The sequence below is a fragment of the Streptomyces ipomoeae 91-03 genome (assembly GCF_000317595.1).
Lineage (GTDB): Bacteria > Actinomycetota > Actinomycetes > Streptomycetales > Streptomycetaceae > Streptomyces > Streptomyces ipomoeae.
In genome coordinates, this window is record NZ_AEJC01000191.1 from 45,650 (window position 1) to 59,332 (window position 13,683).

The window sequence follows — 13,683 nt, forward strand, 5'->3', positions numbered from 1 at the left end:
ACGGCATGTCCGCTCCTGAGCTCATCCGTATCGTCTCCCGCGACTCGCCGATGGCCCTGGCTCAGGTGGAGCGCGTGCGCGGTGAACTGGCCGCGCTCCACCCGCGCATCCGCACCACGGTCGTGCCGGTGAAGACGACCGGCGACAAGTGGATGGGCGACCTGGCGAAGGTCGAGGGCAAGGGCGCGTTCACCAAGGAGGTCGACGCGGCGCTTCTCGCGGGAGAGGCGGACCTGGCGGTGCACTGCGTCAAGGATGTCCCCGCCGACCGGCCCCTGCCCGCAGGGACCGCGTTCGCCGCGTTCCTCAAGCGGGACGACATCCGCGACGCACTCGTCCACCCCGGCGGGCTCACCCTCGACGAGTTGCCGCCCGGCACCAGGATCGGCACCTCCTCCGTACGGCGCACCGCCCAACTCGCGGCATCCCACCCGCACCTGACCTGCGTACCGTTTCGAGGCAACGCCAACCGGCGACTGCGGAAGCTCGCGGACGGCGAGGCGGACGCACTGCTTCTCGCCGTGTCCGGTCTCGAACGGATCGGCCGCAGCGACGCGATCACCCAGATCCTGGACGTCGAGACGATGATGCCGCCGATCGGCGCGGGCATCCTCGCCCTTCAGTGCCGCGAGGGCGACACCGACCTCATCGAGACCGTCAGCGACCTCGGCGACCCCGACACCCACCGCGAAGCCACCGCCGAGCGCATGTTCCTGCACGTCCTCCAGGGCCACTGCAACAGCCCCATCGCCGGATACGCCCGCACCGAACGCAACGGCGAACTGTCCCTGCGCGCCAGCGTGTTCACCCCGGACGGCAAGACCGTCCTCAACGCCCACGAATGGGCGGGCCGCCTCGACCCCGCCACCCTCGGCACCTCCGTCGCCGTCGCCCTGCTGCGCCAGGGCGCCCGCGACCTGATCGACACCATCCCCCACTGAGATTTCGGAGCCGAGTTTCAGTCACCGCCACCACCCCCACCACCGCAACTGAACCCGCCACCCGAGCCGGAGTCCGACCCCGGACCGGAGCCGGTGTCCGCATCCGAGTCGTAGTCGTAGTCGTAGCCGTGGTCCAGGGTCTTGCCCATGCGGACCAGGGCGCGGCCGAGGCCGGACGGGATCGGATGGACGGTGGCGATGCCGCGGCGGACGGGGCCGCGCGGCAGGACGGCGGGGCCGTCGAAGACGTACGCCGGGAGGTTCCCGTCCTGTTCGGCCGTCCGCAGTCGCCGTCGGCCCGCGCGGGTCAAGCGGCGCCGGGAGCCCGTCACCAGGCCCCGCGCGGCAAGTTGGCGGGCGATCTCCTCGACCTCCGGGGAGCGTTGGAGGGCCGTGTGCACGGCGACGACGGTCCGGCTGCGCAGGCATGACGCGATCAGGACGCGCTCGACCGGATGGTGGGGCCGCTCCCGGCCCACGGCGCGTACGCGCGAGCCCCGGACCGTCACCAGCCCCCGCTCGGCCAGCGCGATCACCGCGCTGTCGGCCACCCGATGCGCCCCGCCCGCCAAGAACGCGACGTCGTACACGTCCAGCGCCCGGTTCTCCTCCCCGGCCGCCGCCACACTCCGCCGAAAGCCCAACCGCATCTCGGGCTCACCCCCTTGAAACACCCCCGCCTGCCCGCAGTGTCACCGGACAGAACCGCCCACAACCCTTCCCGGGGCCTGTTCAGAGGAACACTTGAGCTTGCGAAAGGGCTATCGCTCCTTCGTCTCCTCCAGCACCGTCCGTCCCAGCAGCGCGTACCGCTCGGGCGCCCGGTGCTTCAGGTACTGGGCGTACGCCACCCCGCCGATCGCGATGAGCGCGACGATCCACGGCGTGGCCCGCAGGACGAGCGATCCCGACTCGGGGCCGGCCGCCACGCCCATGTTGGACACGAGCAGGACGACCACCGCGAGCATCGCCACGCCGCCGATCAGCGGGGCGACAAGGGTCCTGAACCAGTGGCGGGACTCGGGGTGGTGGGAGCGGAAGTAGGCGAGGACGGCGAAGGAACAGACGGCCTGGACGACCAGGATGGCCATCGTGCCGAGGATGGCGAGCAGGACGTACGTACCGGTGTACGGGTCCTTGCCCGCGAGGGCGAACGCGGCGAGGAGGACGCCGGTCACCGCCGTCTGGACGAGGCCGGCGATGTGCGGGGAGCCGTGCCGGGGGTGGGTGCGGCCGATGGTCCGCTGGAGGGAGGGGAGGACGCCTTCGCGGCCGAGGGCGTAGAGGTAGCGCGCCGCGCAGTTGTGGAAGGCCATGCCGCAGGCGAGCGAGCCGGTGATCATCAGCCACCGCATGACGACGACCGCCCAGTGGCCGACGTACTGCTCGGTGGGGTTGAAGAACATGGCGAGCGGGTTGGCGGAGGAGGCCGCCGCGACCGCTTCCTTCTCGCCGTTGCCGATGATGGCCATCCAGGAGACGAAGACGTAGAAGACACCGACGCCGAGCACCGAGATCATCGTCGCCTTGGGGATGATCTTCTTCGGGTCGCGGGACTCCTCGCCGTACATCGCCGTCGACTCGAACCCGACCCACGACCAGAACGCGAAGAACAGCCCGAGGCCGGCGGAGGTGCCCTGGAAGGCGTTCACGGGGTTGACCGGGCCGAACGTGAAGCCGTGCGGGCCGCCGCCGTGCAGCGCGACCGAGATCGCCATCGCGGCGAGGATCGTCACCTCGGTGGCGAGCAGCACGACCAGCAGCTTCTCGGCCACCGAGACGCCGAACCAGGTGCCCAGGGCGTTGATCGCCAGCATCAGGATCGCGAAGGTCCACCAGGGGACGTGCGTCCCGGTCTGGTCCTCCAGGGTCGTCGTCGCGAAGACCGAGAAGATGCCGATGAGGGCCGGCTCGAAGACGACGTACGCGAAGGTCGCCAGCAGTCCGGAGGCGAGGCCGACGGTGCGGCCGAGACCGTAGGAGATGAAGCCGTAGAAGGCGCCGGTGGAGGTGATGTGCTTCGCCATCGAGGTGAAGCCGACGGAAAAGATTGCCAGTACGACCATTGCGACGAGGTAGCTGGCCGGGGCCCCGATGCCGTTGCCGGACGACACCATGAAGGGCACGTTGCCGGTCATCGCGGTGATCGGGGCGGCCGTGGCCACCGCCATGAACACCACGCCCAGCAGGCCGACCGCGTTGGGCTTGAGCCTGTGCACGGTGCCTGGGCTCGTGTCGGGTGCCTCGGGAGCGACGCCTTCCTGTACCGCCATCGGGTGGCCCCTTCCTGGTTGCCGTGATCGCCCGGCTCGCTGCCGTATGGACCTGCTGGACCGGAACTCTGTAGCCCGAATGAGTCGGCCAAGAGTCTCGGGGCGTTAAATGTTTGTCAACCAGACCTTTAGAAAAATTCTCGGTACGGCCGTCATCGTGATCCTTTTTCTCACCCGAACGGGGGATATCGCGCATACCGGAACAAAGGCCGGGAAGGATGCCGCGTCAGCTCCCGCTGGCCGCCGTCCCGCCGCTGCCGTCGCCGACCGTCCCTGGGGAAACCCCGCCATGCGCCGTCCCGCCGCCCTGCCCGCCGCCTTCACCGCCCTCGCCGCCACCGGAGCCCCGTCGTGAAGCCGACCGTCACCGCGCTGACCTGCGGTCTGCCGGCCCAGGCCGGGGCGGACGGAGTTGTCGTTGCGGCTGACCACCGGGCATGTCGTCCGTGCCCACACCGACGGCTGTCTGGCCGCCGCCCAGCGACGGCTCTACGGCGACCAACGCCGCTGGTTCCGCGCGTCGGTGGTCGTCAACAACCTCCGGTGACACCCGGGGCGCCCGGCACCACCATGGGCGCCCTTCACGCCTCCGGCGACATCGCGGCCCATCCGGCGACGCGGCCCGTCCGGCGACATCGCGGCCCGTCCGGCGTCATCACCTCACCCCGGCAACGTCAGCCCCCAGGCTCCCTCCCGTACCGTCCACGTCCGTGTCCGCACCGGTCCCGCCACCAGCGAATCCGCCCGGTACCGGAAGTCCGCCCCGGAGACGGTGACCAGCTTGCCCACCGCCTGCAGCGGCGCGGCCTCGGCGCCCACCGACACCGGCCGGACCTCGACCTCGGCACCGCCGCCCGCGCCGGGGGTGATGGACACGGCCTCCACCGGCTGACCCAGGTCCACGAGTACCACCCCGTCCACCTCCACCCGCAGCCGCGAGGGCCCGACCCCGGCCGACGAGGCGACCCGTATGCGAGCGGGACGCGAGGCCCGGGGGCCCCGGGCGGGACGCGAAGGCCGCGTGGACAACGTACGGACGAGGGACTGGGGCCAGGCACGCAGCCATGAGTGAGCCCCGCCGAGGCCACCTCCCGAGCTGCCGGAGCCATCCCCCGGCGCACCGGGATCGGCCCCCGTGCCCGTTGTCCCGACCCCCCTCGCAACGCTTCTCCCCGTACCCGTCCCCGTATCCATCCCCGTCTCCGTCTCCGCCTCGGCCTCCGTCTCGCAGGCGGCGGCACCCGGCAGCGCCGGAATCCGGAGTCTGCCCAGCACCACCCCGTCGCTGTCGTCGACGAGGAGGTCCAGTCGGCGTTCGACGCCGTCGAGGGCGGCCCGGGCAGCCGCCACCGCGCCGGTCGGGACGCCGAGCGACCGGGCGAGCCCGAGCGCCGAACCGACCGGGACGACGGAGAGCGCGCACGCGGCCAGCTCCCGCCGGCGATGCAAAATGGCCACGGCCCGCAGCAGCGCACGGTCGTCGCCGACGACGACCGGCCGCCGCGAACCCCGCCGCGAGAGCACGCGCGCGAATTCCTCGGGCCCGTCCGGAAGGCATACCTTCGTACTCGCCGCACCCGCGCTGAGCACGTCTTTCGCGATCCGTACCGACTCACCGTCCGTATGACGGGCGAGGGGGTCGATGACCACGAGGAGCTGGTCGGGAGTCGACACCTCGGTCCTGCCTCGCTTCCTCGGGTAGCATCTTTGTGCAAGAGCCCCTTGCGCTATTGCGCCAGGGGCTTCGTCTATTCCGGGGCATCCGGGTCCAACAGTTTGCGGCCAACGACGGTCGCGGTGCACGCGGTGGATATGAGCCACCGCGTACGCCCCCGACCTTGGACATGCCCCGCCCGGAAGGGGTGTACGCGCGTGCCCGCACTTGTGCTGCTCGGTGCTCAGTGGGGTGACGAAGGCAAGGGAAAGGCGACGGACCTGCTAGGCGGCTCCGTCGACTATGTGGTGCGCTACCAGGGCGGCAACAACGCCGGCCACACGGTGGTCGTGGGCGATCAGAAGTACGCCCTGCACCTGCTCCCTTCCGGAATCCTGACCCCGGAGTGCACTCCGGTCATCGGCAACGGAGTCGTCGTCGACCCGTCGGTCCTGCTCTCCGAGCTGAGCGGTCTGAACGAGCGCGGCGTCGACACGTCCAAGCTCCTGATCAGCGGCAACGCTCACATCATCACGCCGTACAACGTCACCGTCGACAAGGTCACGGAACGCTTCCTCGGCAAGCGGAAGATCGGTACGACCGGCCGTGGCATCGGCCCGACGTACGCGGACAAGATCAACCGCGTGGGCATCCGTGTCCAGGACCTGTACGACGAGTCGATCCTGACGCAGAAGGTCGAGGCGGCCCTCGACGTCAAGAACCAGCTCCTCACCAAGCTCTACAACCGCCGTGCGATCGCGGTGGACCAGGTCGTCGAGGAGCTGCTGGGCTACGCCGACAAGCTCGCCCCGTACGTCACCGACACGGTCCTGGTCCTCAACCAGGCCCTGGACGACGGCAAGGTCGTCCTGTTCGAGGGCGGCCAGGGCACGCTGCTGGACATCGACCACGGCACGTACCCCTTCGTGACGTCGTCGAACCCGACCGCGGGCGGCGCCTGCACGGGCACCGGCGTCGGCCCGACCAAGATCAGCCGCGTCATCGGCATCCTCAAGGCGTACACGACCCGCGTCGGCGCCGGTCCCTTCCCCACGGAACTCTTCGACGAGGACGGCGAGGCCCTGCGCCGCATCGGCGGCGAACGGGGCGTGACGACGGGCCGCGACCGCCGCTGCGGCTGGTTCGACGCGGTGATCGCCCGTTACGCGACCCGGGTCAACGGCCTGACGGACTTCTTCCTCACCAAGCTCGACGTCCTGACGGGCTGGGAGGAGATCCCGGTCTGCGTCGCCTACGAGATCGACGGCAAGCGCGTGGAGGAACTCCCCTACTCCCAGTCGGACTTCCACCACGCCAAGCCCGTCTACGAGACCCTGCCGGGCTGGTCGGAGGACATCACGAAGGCCAAGTCCTTCTCCGACCTCCCCAAGAACGCCCAGGGCTACGTCAAGGCACTGGAGGAGATGTCCGGCGCCCCGATCTCCGCGATCGGCGTCGGCCCGGGCCGCGACGAGACGATCGAGATCAACTCGTTCATCTAGTGCCCGGCGTCATCCGGGGCCCCGAGTGATCTAGGGTGCGTTTTGAAAGTGCTGGTCACAGCCACTCGTTGATGGCTGCGACCAGCACGGTCGCCTCGTAGCGAACTGCCAACTTGTCGTATCTCGTGGCGACAGCGCGGTGCCGCTTGAGGCGATTGATTCCGCACTCGACCGCGTGGCGCTCCTTGTAGTCGGCCTTGTCGAACTTAGGTGGCCGGCCGCCGTGGGAGCCGCGGTTCTTGCGGTTGGCGATCTGGTCGCGCTTCTCCGGGATCGTGCAGCGGATACCGCGCTTGCGCAGGTAGGCACGGTTCGCGCGGGAGCCGTACGCCTTGTCGGCACGCACCTTGTCCGGCCGGGTGCGCGGGCGGCCCGACCCGAGCCGGGGCACCCGGATGCGGCCCAAGACCACCTGGAACTGCGGGGAATCACCGCGCTGTCCTGCCGTGATGACCAGCGACATCGGTTTCTGGGCCTGCTCGACCGCCAGGTGGAGCTTGGTTGTCAGCCCGCCCCGGGAGCGTCCGAGCCCGTGGTCGTCGGGCTCGATGAACACACCGCCTGGCGGCTCGATCTGCAGATCCCCTTTTTGCGGGCGCCGGCCGCATGCTGGTGGGCGCGGGCGATGGTCGAGTCCACCGAGACGTCCCAGGTGATCAGTCCCTCGGCGTCGGCCTGGGCCTGCAGCTGTTCGAAGATGCGGTGCCAGGTGCCGTCCCGCTGCCAGCGGCGGAACAGGCCGTAGACCGTCTCCCACGGGCCATAGCGCTCGGGCACGTCCCGCCAGGGAGCACCGGCGCGGGTGCGCCACCGTATGCCGTCTATCAGTTGCCGCTTGGTGTGCACCGGTGGCCGTCCAGGCTTCTTGCCGACCGGGAGCAGGGGCTCCAGCTTCGCCCACTGTGTATTCGTCAGATCATGCCGCCCCACGAAGTGGGATCTTGACACATCAAGATCCACATATGAAACGCACCCTAGTGCCCCGCGTCGGCGGGCCGGGCGCGCACCAGCGTGCCCGGCTCGCTGCCGAGGTCGTACATCTGCCACATGAGGAGTTCGCCACCCTCGTTCGGCTCGATGGACATGCTGCCGTTGGCGCCTCTCTCGCAGGCGTCCTCTCCCTCGCTGTCGTCGTCGAAGCCGACGATCTGGGGGCCGTACCAGATGCCGTCGTTCACCGCGCTCAGCGTCTGGGTGTACTCGCAGCCCGGGGCGAAGTTGTTCCGCGTGACGATCTCGCCGCCCACGGCGCTCTGCTCGATGGTGAGGAACCTGCCCATACGGTTGCCCTCCAGGTCGACGAACTCCCATCTGCCCAGGAACTCCTCGGGGATGGGCGAACCGCCGGTGGCGGCGCGGAAGAGTTCGAGCGAGGAACCGTCGCCGGTCCACTCGACGCTCTCGTCCTCGGCCAGAAGCCTGATCGTCTGCTTCGACGGCGGCGCACCGCACTCCTCCCGGTTCTCGCCCTCGACCGTCTGCTCGTCCTCCCAGCGGGCCTCGCCCAGTGTGATCGAGTTCCCGTCGATCGACCGCAGTGAACTGCGGGCCCGGCAGAGGGAGAAGTAGCCGAGCCGCGAATAGACCGCGAGCGGCTGCCCCCGCGCGCCCGCCCGCAGTTCGATCCGCACCCGAGGCGTACGGACCATCCCGTCGCTGGTCTTCTCCTTCCCTTCCCAGGCCCCCACCAGCGACTTCGGCATGCGTTCGGCGGTGGATGCCCGCGTGGCGGAGGCGGAGGGCGAGCCGGACGGGGAGGGGGAGGCCGACGCCGAGGCCGACTTGGACGGTGACGCGGAGGATGTGGCCGAGGCCGTTGGATCGCCGGTCCCCTTCGCCCCCTGCTCCTTCTCCCCGTCCGGCCGTAGTACGACGAAGACGACCGCCGCGATGAGCACGGCCAGCACGGTGCCGAGAACGGCCGCCCGCCGCCGTGCCCGGGAAGGCTTGAGGCCGGAGGGGGGTGCGGGTGCCGGAGTCCTCGGGTCGGTCGGAGTCGGAGCGGGTGCCGGAGTCTTCGCGTCGGCCGGAGTCGGAGCGGGTGCCGGAGTCTTCGCGTCGGCCGGAGTCGGAGCGGGTGCCGGAGTCTTCGCGTCGGCCGGAGTCGGGGCGGGGGCCGGTGTCGGTGGCGATGTCGACCCGGGCGCGGCGGCGTCGAGGACCGTCGGTTCCGGGCCGTCCGTGTCCAGGAGCCGTACGGCGTGGTCGGCGAGTCCGGCGAGGAGTTCGGCCGGTAGCCAGGCGGCGTCGGAGTCCGGGGTGCGCGTGCGGTCGATCAGCTCGGCCACGGTCGGACGGGCCGCCGGGTCCTTGGCCAGGCACTCGCGGATCAGGTCGACCAGGTCCTCCGGTACCCCGGTGAGGTCGGGCTCGTCCTGGGCGATGCGGAACATGAGGGCGTGGAGGCCGATTTCGGAGGTGCCGAAGGGCAGCCGGCCGGTGGCGGCGTAGGCGAGCAGGGAGCCGAGGGAGAAGACGTCGGAGGCGGTGGTGACGCGTTCGCCGCGGACCTGTTCCGGGGACATGAAGCCAGGGGAGCCGATGACCGCGCCGGTGCGGGTGAGACCGCCGCCGGTGACGGTGTCGAGGGCGCGGGCGATGCCGAAGTCGATGACGCGGGGGCCGTCCGCGGTCAGGAGGACGTTGGAGGGTTTGAGGTCGCGGTGGACCAGGCCGGCGTCGTGGATCGAGGTGAGGGCGAGGGCCAGCCGGTGGCCGAGGGCCCGTACGGAGGCGGTCGGCAAGGGCCCGTACCCGTCCTCCACGACCGACTCCAGGGAGGGTCCGGGCACGTACTTGGTGGCGACCCACGGCACCTCGGCCTCGGTGTCGGCGTCCAGTACGGCCGCCGTCCACTCCCCGCCGACCTTCCGCGAGGCCCGCACCTCCCGCGCGAACCGCTCCCGGAACTCCCCCTGCCGCGCCAGCTCCCCGTGCACCAGCTTCACGGCCACGATCCGCCCACCGGGCGCCCGCCCCAGATAGACCCGCCCCATCCCACCGGCCGCGAGCCGCCCTACGAGCCGGTACGCGCCTATGTGCGAGGGGTCCTCAGCGGTGAGTGGACGCATAGCACCGGATCTTCGCACAACACGCCTCGGACGGTGCCCGCTTCCGGCTCAGCTGAAGACGATCATCGAGCCCTGCGCCAGGCTTCGGGTCGTCGCCGCGTGGAGGCCCAGCCAGACATGGCGTTCCCGGGCGAAGGGGCTGGGATCGTACGGCGCCGGAACGGCCGGTTCCTCCAGCTCGGTCGGGGCGAGGGGGGCTTCGGGCGGGGCCGGGGGGTTCGCCGGGTCGATGCCGATCGCCGGGGCCACGAACTCCAGTTCCCGCAGCAGCGCCTGGGAGGAGCCCAAGGGGCCGCCACCGGCGAGGAGTTCTTCGTCGGCGAGCGGCTGCGGGAAGTCGACCGGGACGTACGCGCCGGCGTGGTCGTAGTGCCAGACCAGGTGCGACTGCTGGGCCGTCGTCTCGAACATCTCCAGCAGCTGCTCGTAGTCGCCGCCCAGCTCGTCCACCGGGGTCACCGCCAGACCGCACACCTGGAGCAGATAGGCCCGGCGCAGGAAGTGCAGCGCGTCGTAGTCGAAGCCCGCGACCGGGGCGACGTCGCCGGTCATCCCCGGCATGTACTGGAACACCGGCACCGGTGGCAGCCCGGCCTCGCCCAGCAGCTTGTTGTAGAGCGCGAGTTCCTCGGCGAAGGGATTGTCGGGCGTGTGGCACAACACGTCGACGAGCGGGACCAACCAGAGGTCACAGGCCAAAAGAGAACTCCTCGCGTCATCCGGCATGCCACGCACGGTACGGAGCGGTTCGCGCACGGCACACAGTGGTCAGGGAAGCGTAGTCGGTGGGGGCCGCTTCAGTCCCCTTCGTGCGGACCCCTACGGGGTCGGTGTGCGGGTTCCGGACGGTGTGGTGCGGGGGCCGAGGGCCGGCGCGGGTTCTGTGGGTTCGCGTACGGGTCCACGGGGGCCCGAGGCCTCCACGGGTTCCCGCTGAGGCCCTGGTGATTCTCGCGTGACTCTCGCGCCTGTCCTATGCGGTCTCGTGCAGGTCCCATACCCACACACCGCCCACCCACCTACCCGGATGGCCGACCAGCTTGTCCACCGTCGCGCGCAGCTGCTCGTCGTACGTCTGTGGGACGAGGACGAGTGCGCCCGCGTGCCAGTAGGCGAAGTCGCGGCGGGCCTGGGCCCGCCAGTTCTCGCCGATGACCGGGAGTTCGCCGGTGTAGCGGACGTCGCGCAGGAGGTTGGAGGTGTGGCGGGGGGCGGCGCCGTAGATGCCGGTGCGGTCCTCGCCGAAGGGGCCGTTGAAGTAGCCGCCGGGCATCCGGAAGGCGAAGTCGGCGGTGGTCTGCCAGTGCAGTGCCTCCGCGTTGCCGGCGTCCGGCAGCGGGACGGGTACGAGGGTCTCGCCGGCCTCTGTGTCCACGTACGACTTCCATGTGCCGTCCGCGATGAACGCCGGGACCTCGGGCCGCTCCATCGACGTCAGCGGCGCGGGGACGATCGGGAGCAGGGCGAGGGCGATCGCCATGAAGCCGGTGTACCGGGTGCCGAGGCCGTTCGTCGCCGCGAGGCGTTCCCAGGCGAGGGCCAGCAGCATGCCGAGCACGGGGGCGCAGATCATCGCCACCCGGCTCTCGATCACCGCCTCGAACAGCGGTTTCTCGGCGAGCAGCGTCCAGGGGCCGGGGACGACGAGGTCCGTCTGCGGCAGGCGGATCTTCGTGCCGAGGGAGAGGACGGCGGCGGCGAGCGCGGTGAAGGCGAGCGCCTTGACCAGGGGGCGTTCCCAGAGGCGTACGACGATGCCGAGGGCCAGGAGGACGAGGGGCCAGCCGTAGAAGGCGTTCTGTTCGGTGGGATTGAGGGAGAGCGCGTCGGCGCGGGCGCGGTCGCCGGCGAGGAGGGAGCGTTCGGCGAAGGAGAGGAGGGCGAGGGGGCTGTTGCCGGTGTTGTCGCCGTGGGCGATGTCCGAGTAGCTCTGCGGGCCGAAGAACTGCCAGGAGAGCGGGAAGCCGACGAGAGGCATCGCCACCAGGGCCGCGATGCCCAGCCCCGTCAGCAGGGGGCGCCAGCAGGCGCGGGCCACGTCCTGCCGCACGACGGCGTACGCGGCGGCGAACAGCAGCATCCCCATCGCGGCGAGCAGCAGCGGCTCCTCGCCGAGGAGGATCTGGTACGCCGTCATCAGGCCCAGGACCACCCCGTCCCGTACCGTCCGCTCGCCCGTGCACAGCCGCAGGGCCCGGTCGATGATCAGCGGCAGCATGAACAGGACGACGAAGTTGGGGTGCGCGTTGGCGTGGCTGACCATCGGCGGGGCGAACGCGGCGAGGACCGCTCCCGCGAAGGCCGCGCCCCGGTGCCGTACGACTCGCTTGACGAGCAGCCAGTACCAGGCGGCGGCCGTCGCGGCGAGGCCCAGCGTCATCACCAGGGCGAGGGAGACGGCCGGGCCGAGCGTGAGCGTGACCGGGGTGAGGGGGACCGACAGGCCCAGCATCACCGTGTTGGCCATCAGGTTCACGCCGTCCGGGAAGCCCTGGGCGGTGGTGAAGAGGGGGTTGCGGAGATGGACGAGGTTGTCGGCCGTCACCGCGAAGAACCACTCCCACTGGTTCTGGTCCTGGAGGGAGTCCGGGAGGTAGCGGCCGTTCGGATCCGGCCAGCGGCCGGAGTGGAGGGCCAGGGAGAGAAGGAGGAAGAGGGTGAGCGCGGCGGCGTCGGCGGGGCGGAGGGAGCGGAGCGCTGCGCGGAGTGCCGGGCGGGGGGATCGGGGTGAGCCGGGTGCGTCGAGGGAACGGGGGGCGGGTGTACGGGTCTCGGCTGTGCGGGGCTTGGTCGTACGGGTCCGAAGGATGGCGAGGTCGGTCAGGGATCGGGCGTAGTCGCGGGGGCGGATCTTCGAGCCCGGCTGGTGGGACCAGCGGATGGGGACCTCGGCGACGGGCCAGCCGCTCTGCCGGAAATGCCGGAGTATCTCCACGTCTATCGCGAAGCCGTCGAGACGGGAGGCGGCGAAGGCCTCGCGGGCGCGGTCGCCGTCGAGGAGCTTGAAGCCGCACTGGGTGTCGCGGATGCCGGGCACGGCGAGGCCGCGTATCAGTAAGTTGCCGGCGCGGCCGAGGGTTTCGCGCAGCCGGTGTTGTCGCTGCTCGACGTTGGCGCCGGGGGCCTCGCGGGAGCCGATCGCGGCGGAGTTGCCGTCGGCGAGGGCCTTGTCGAGCCGTTCCAACTCGTCGATGGGGGCGGCGAGATCGGCGTCAGTGAGCAGGACGCGGCGGCCGTACGAGGCGCAGACGCCGAGGCGCAGGGCGTGGCCCTTGCCGCGGTTCTCGGGGCCGCCGGTGATGAGCTGGACGCGGGAGTCGCGGGCGGTGAAGGCGGCGACGACGTCGCGCGTACCGTCCGTCGAGCCGTCGTCGACGACGATGACCTCCCAGGTCGCGGCGGTCTCGGTCGCGGCGAGATGGGCGACGATCGCGTCGAGGGTGGGGCCGAGGCGGCCCTCCTCGTTGTAGGCGGGGATGACGACGGAGAGGTCGACGCCGACATGGGGGCCGACGCCCGCGGGGGGCGTGGTCATCCGGCCTCCGCTTCCCCGTTCGCCGGGTTTTCCACGAGGGTCAGGGAGTATTCGTCGTACCCGGCGACGATCTGCCGCGCGGTCTGGGCGTCGCGGCGGGTGAGGGCGTCGACGAGCTCGGTGTGGCGGGACCAGAGCCGGCCGCGGAGGTCGTCCGCGCGGCGCAGGTGCTGGACCGCGCACACCCAGGACTGCACGCGCAGCCGGTGCAGGAAGTCGGTGAGGTAGGGGTTACCGAACAGGGAGGTCAGCTCGCGCCAGAACCGCAGGTCGTAGCCGATGAGGATGTTCAGGTCACCGGCGGTCGCGGCGCGCCGCGCCTCCTCGCCGCGGCGCTGGACCCCGGCGAGCGCGGCGGCCGTACGGGGGTCGACCTTGCGGTCGCCGATCCGGCGGAACATGCCCTCGCCGACCAGGACACGGGCCTCGACCATGCTGCGGTAGTCGGCCACCGAGTACTCGTGGACCTGGAAACCCCGGTGCTGTACGGCCTCCAGCAGGCCCTGCGCGGACAGGTCGACCAGGGCCTCGCGCACGGGCGTCGCCGACACCCCGTACTGCTCGGCGATCTCCTTCACCGTGAACTCCTGCCCCGGCTTCAGACGGCCGGCCAGCACCTCGTCACGGAGCGCGTCCGCGAGCTGCTGCCGCAGGGTGCTACGGGTCACGGCGCCATTGCCACCGCCGGTGCCGGGCATCGTGGTCTG

12 protein-coding genes are annotated in these 13,683 nt (G+C 70.9%); 4 read left to right on the top strand and 8 right to left on the bottom strand.

The window, feature by feature from the left end; genetic code table 11:
- Positions 1–5: 5 nt before the first annotated feature.
- Entirely contained in the window at positions 6–941 is a 936-nt protein-coding gene (hemC, locus tag STRIP9103_RS12705; protein WP_048820183.1) for a hydroxymethylbilane synthase, read from the top strand.
- A gap of 17 nt (positions 942–958) precedes the next feature.
- On the opposite strand, the gene STRIP9103_RS12710 is transcribed toward hemC, so the two are convergent.
- Together STRIP9103_RS12710 and STRIP9103_RS12715 are read right to left on the bottom strand one after the other, a co-directional pair.
- A complete protein-coding gene (locus tag STRIP9103_RS12710) occupies positions 959–1,591 on the bottom strand; it encodes a TIGR04222 domain-containing membrane protein (protein WP_048820171.1) in 633 nt (210 codons plus the stop codon).
- A 111-nt stretch (positions 1,592–1,702) separates the two neighbouring features.
- Positions 1,703–3,214, bottom strand: coding sequence for an APC family permease (locus tag STRIP9103_RS12715; protein WP_009309424.1), 1,512 nt, complete (start codon positions 3,212–3,214; stop codon positions 1,703–1,705).
- A gap of 109 nt (positions 3,215–3,323) precedes the next feature.
- On the opposite strand from STRIP9103_RS12715, the gene STRIP9103_RS49880 reads away from it, so the two are divergent.
- Positions 3,324–3,569: a hypothetical protein gene (locus tag STRIP9103_RS49880; RefSeq protein WP_009309367.1), complete on the top strand. Its 246-nt coding sequence runs from the start codon at positions 3,324–3,326 to the stop codon at positions 3,567–3,569.
- A gap of 63 nt (positions 3,570–3,632) precedes the next feature.
- Positions 3,633–3,761 carry a hypothetical protein gene (locus STRIP9103_RS52755; protein ID WP_009309429.1) on the top strand — a complete coding sequence of 43 codons (129 nt, stop codon included), beginning with the start codon at positions 3,633–3,635 and terminating at the stop codon, positions 3,759–3,761.
- Between the two features lie 113 nt (positions 3,762–3,874).
- Here the strand turns inward: STRIP9103_RS52755 and STRIP9103_RS12720 are convergent, their stop codons facing one another.
- Positions 3,875–4,888 (bottom strand): diacylglycerol kinase catalytic domain-containing protein, encoded by a 1,014-nt coding sequence (locus STRIP9103_RS12720; protein ID WP_009309331.1) that lies wholly within the window; start codon positions 4,886–4,888, stop codon positions 3,875–3,877.
- A gap of 198 nt (positions 4,889–5,086) precedes the next feature.
- Here STRIP9103_RS12720 and STRIP9103_RS12725 point away from each other — a divergent pair, with 198 nt between their 5' ends.
- Positions 5,087–6,370 (top strand): adenylosuccinate synthase, encoded by a 1,284-nt coding sequence (locus STRIP9103_RS12725; protein WP_009309450.1) that lies wholly within the window; start codon positions 5,087–5,089, stop codon positions 6,368–6,370.
- 55 nt (positions 6,371–6,425) lie between these two features.
- Here STRIP9103_RS12725 and STRIP9103_RS46350 read toward each other — a convergent pair.
- The 5 genes from STRIP9103_RS46350 to STRIP9103_RS12755 form a co-directional block, all read right to left on the bottom strand.
- A protein-coding gene (locus tag STRIP9103_RS46350) for an IS5 family transposase (RefSeq protein ID WP_374005668.1) occupies positions 6,426–7,300 on the bottom strand; the annotation gives its coding sequence in 2 pieces (ribosomal slippage) (positions 6,426–6,908 and positions 6,911–7,300; 873 coding nt in all).
- Between the two features lie 44 nt (positions 7,301–7,344).
- Positions 7,345–9,441 (bottom strand): serine/threonine-protein kinase, encoded by a 2,097-nt coding sequence (locus STRIP9103_RS45205; RefSeq protein WP_078613889.1) that lies wholly within the window; start codon positions 9,439–9,441, stop codon positions 7,345–7,347.
- 48 nt (positions 9,442–9,489) lie between these two features.
- The gene (locus STRIP9103_RS12745; RefSeq protein ID WP_009309435.1) at positions 9,490–10,140 is read right to left on the bottom strand and encodes a hypothetical protein; all 651 of its coding nucleotides are present in this window, start codon (positions 10,138–10,140) and stop codon (positions 9,490–9,492) included.
- A gap of 274 nt (positions 10,141–10,414) precedes the next feature.
- Positions 10,415–12,976 (bottom strand): dolichyl-phosphate beta-glucosyltransferase, encoded by a 2,562-nt coding sequence (locus tag STRIP9103_RS12750; RefSeq protein ID WP_009309393.1) that lies wholly within the window; start codon positions 12,974–12,976, stop codon positions 10,415–10,417.
- Positions 12,973–13,674 (bottom strand): GntR family transcriptional regulator, encoded by a 702-nt coding sequence (locus tag STRIP9103_RS12755; RefSeq protein WP_048820172.1) that lies wholly within the window; start codon positions 13,672–13,674, stop codon positions 12,973–12,975. The genes STRIP9103_RS12750 and STRIP9103_RS12755 overlap by 4 nt, the downstream gene beginning before the upstream one ends.
- Positions 13,675–13,683: the final 9 nt, after the last annotated feature.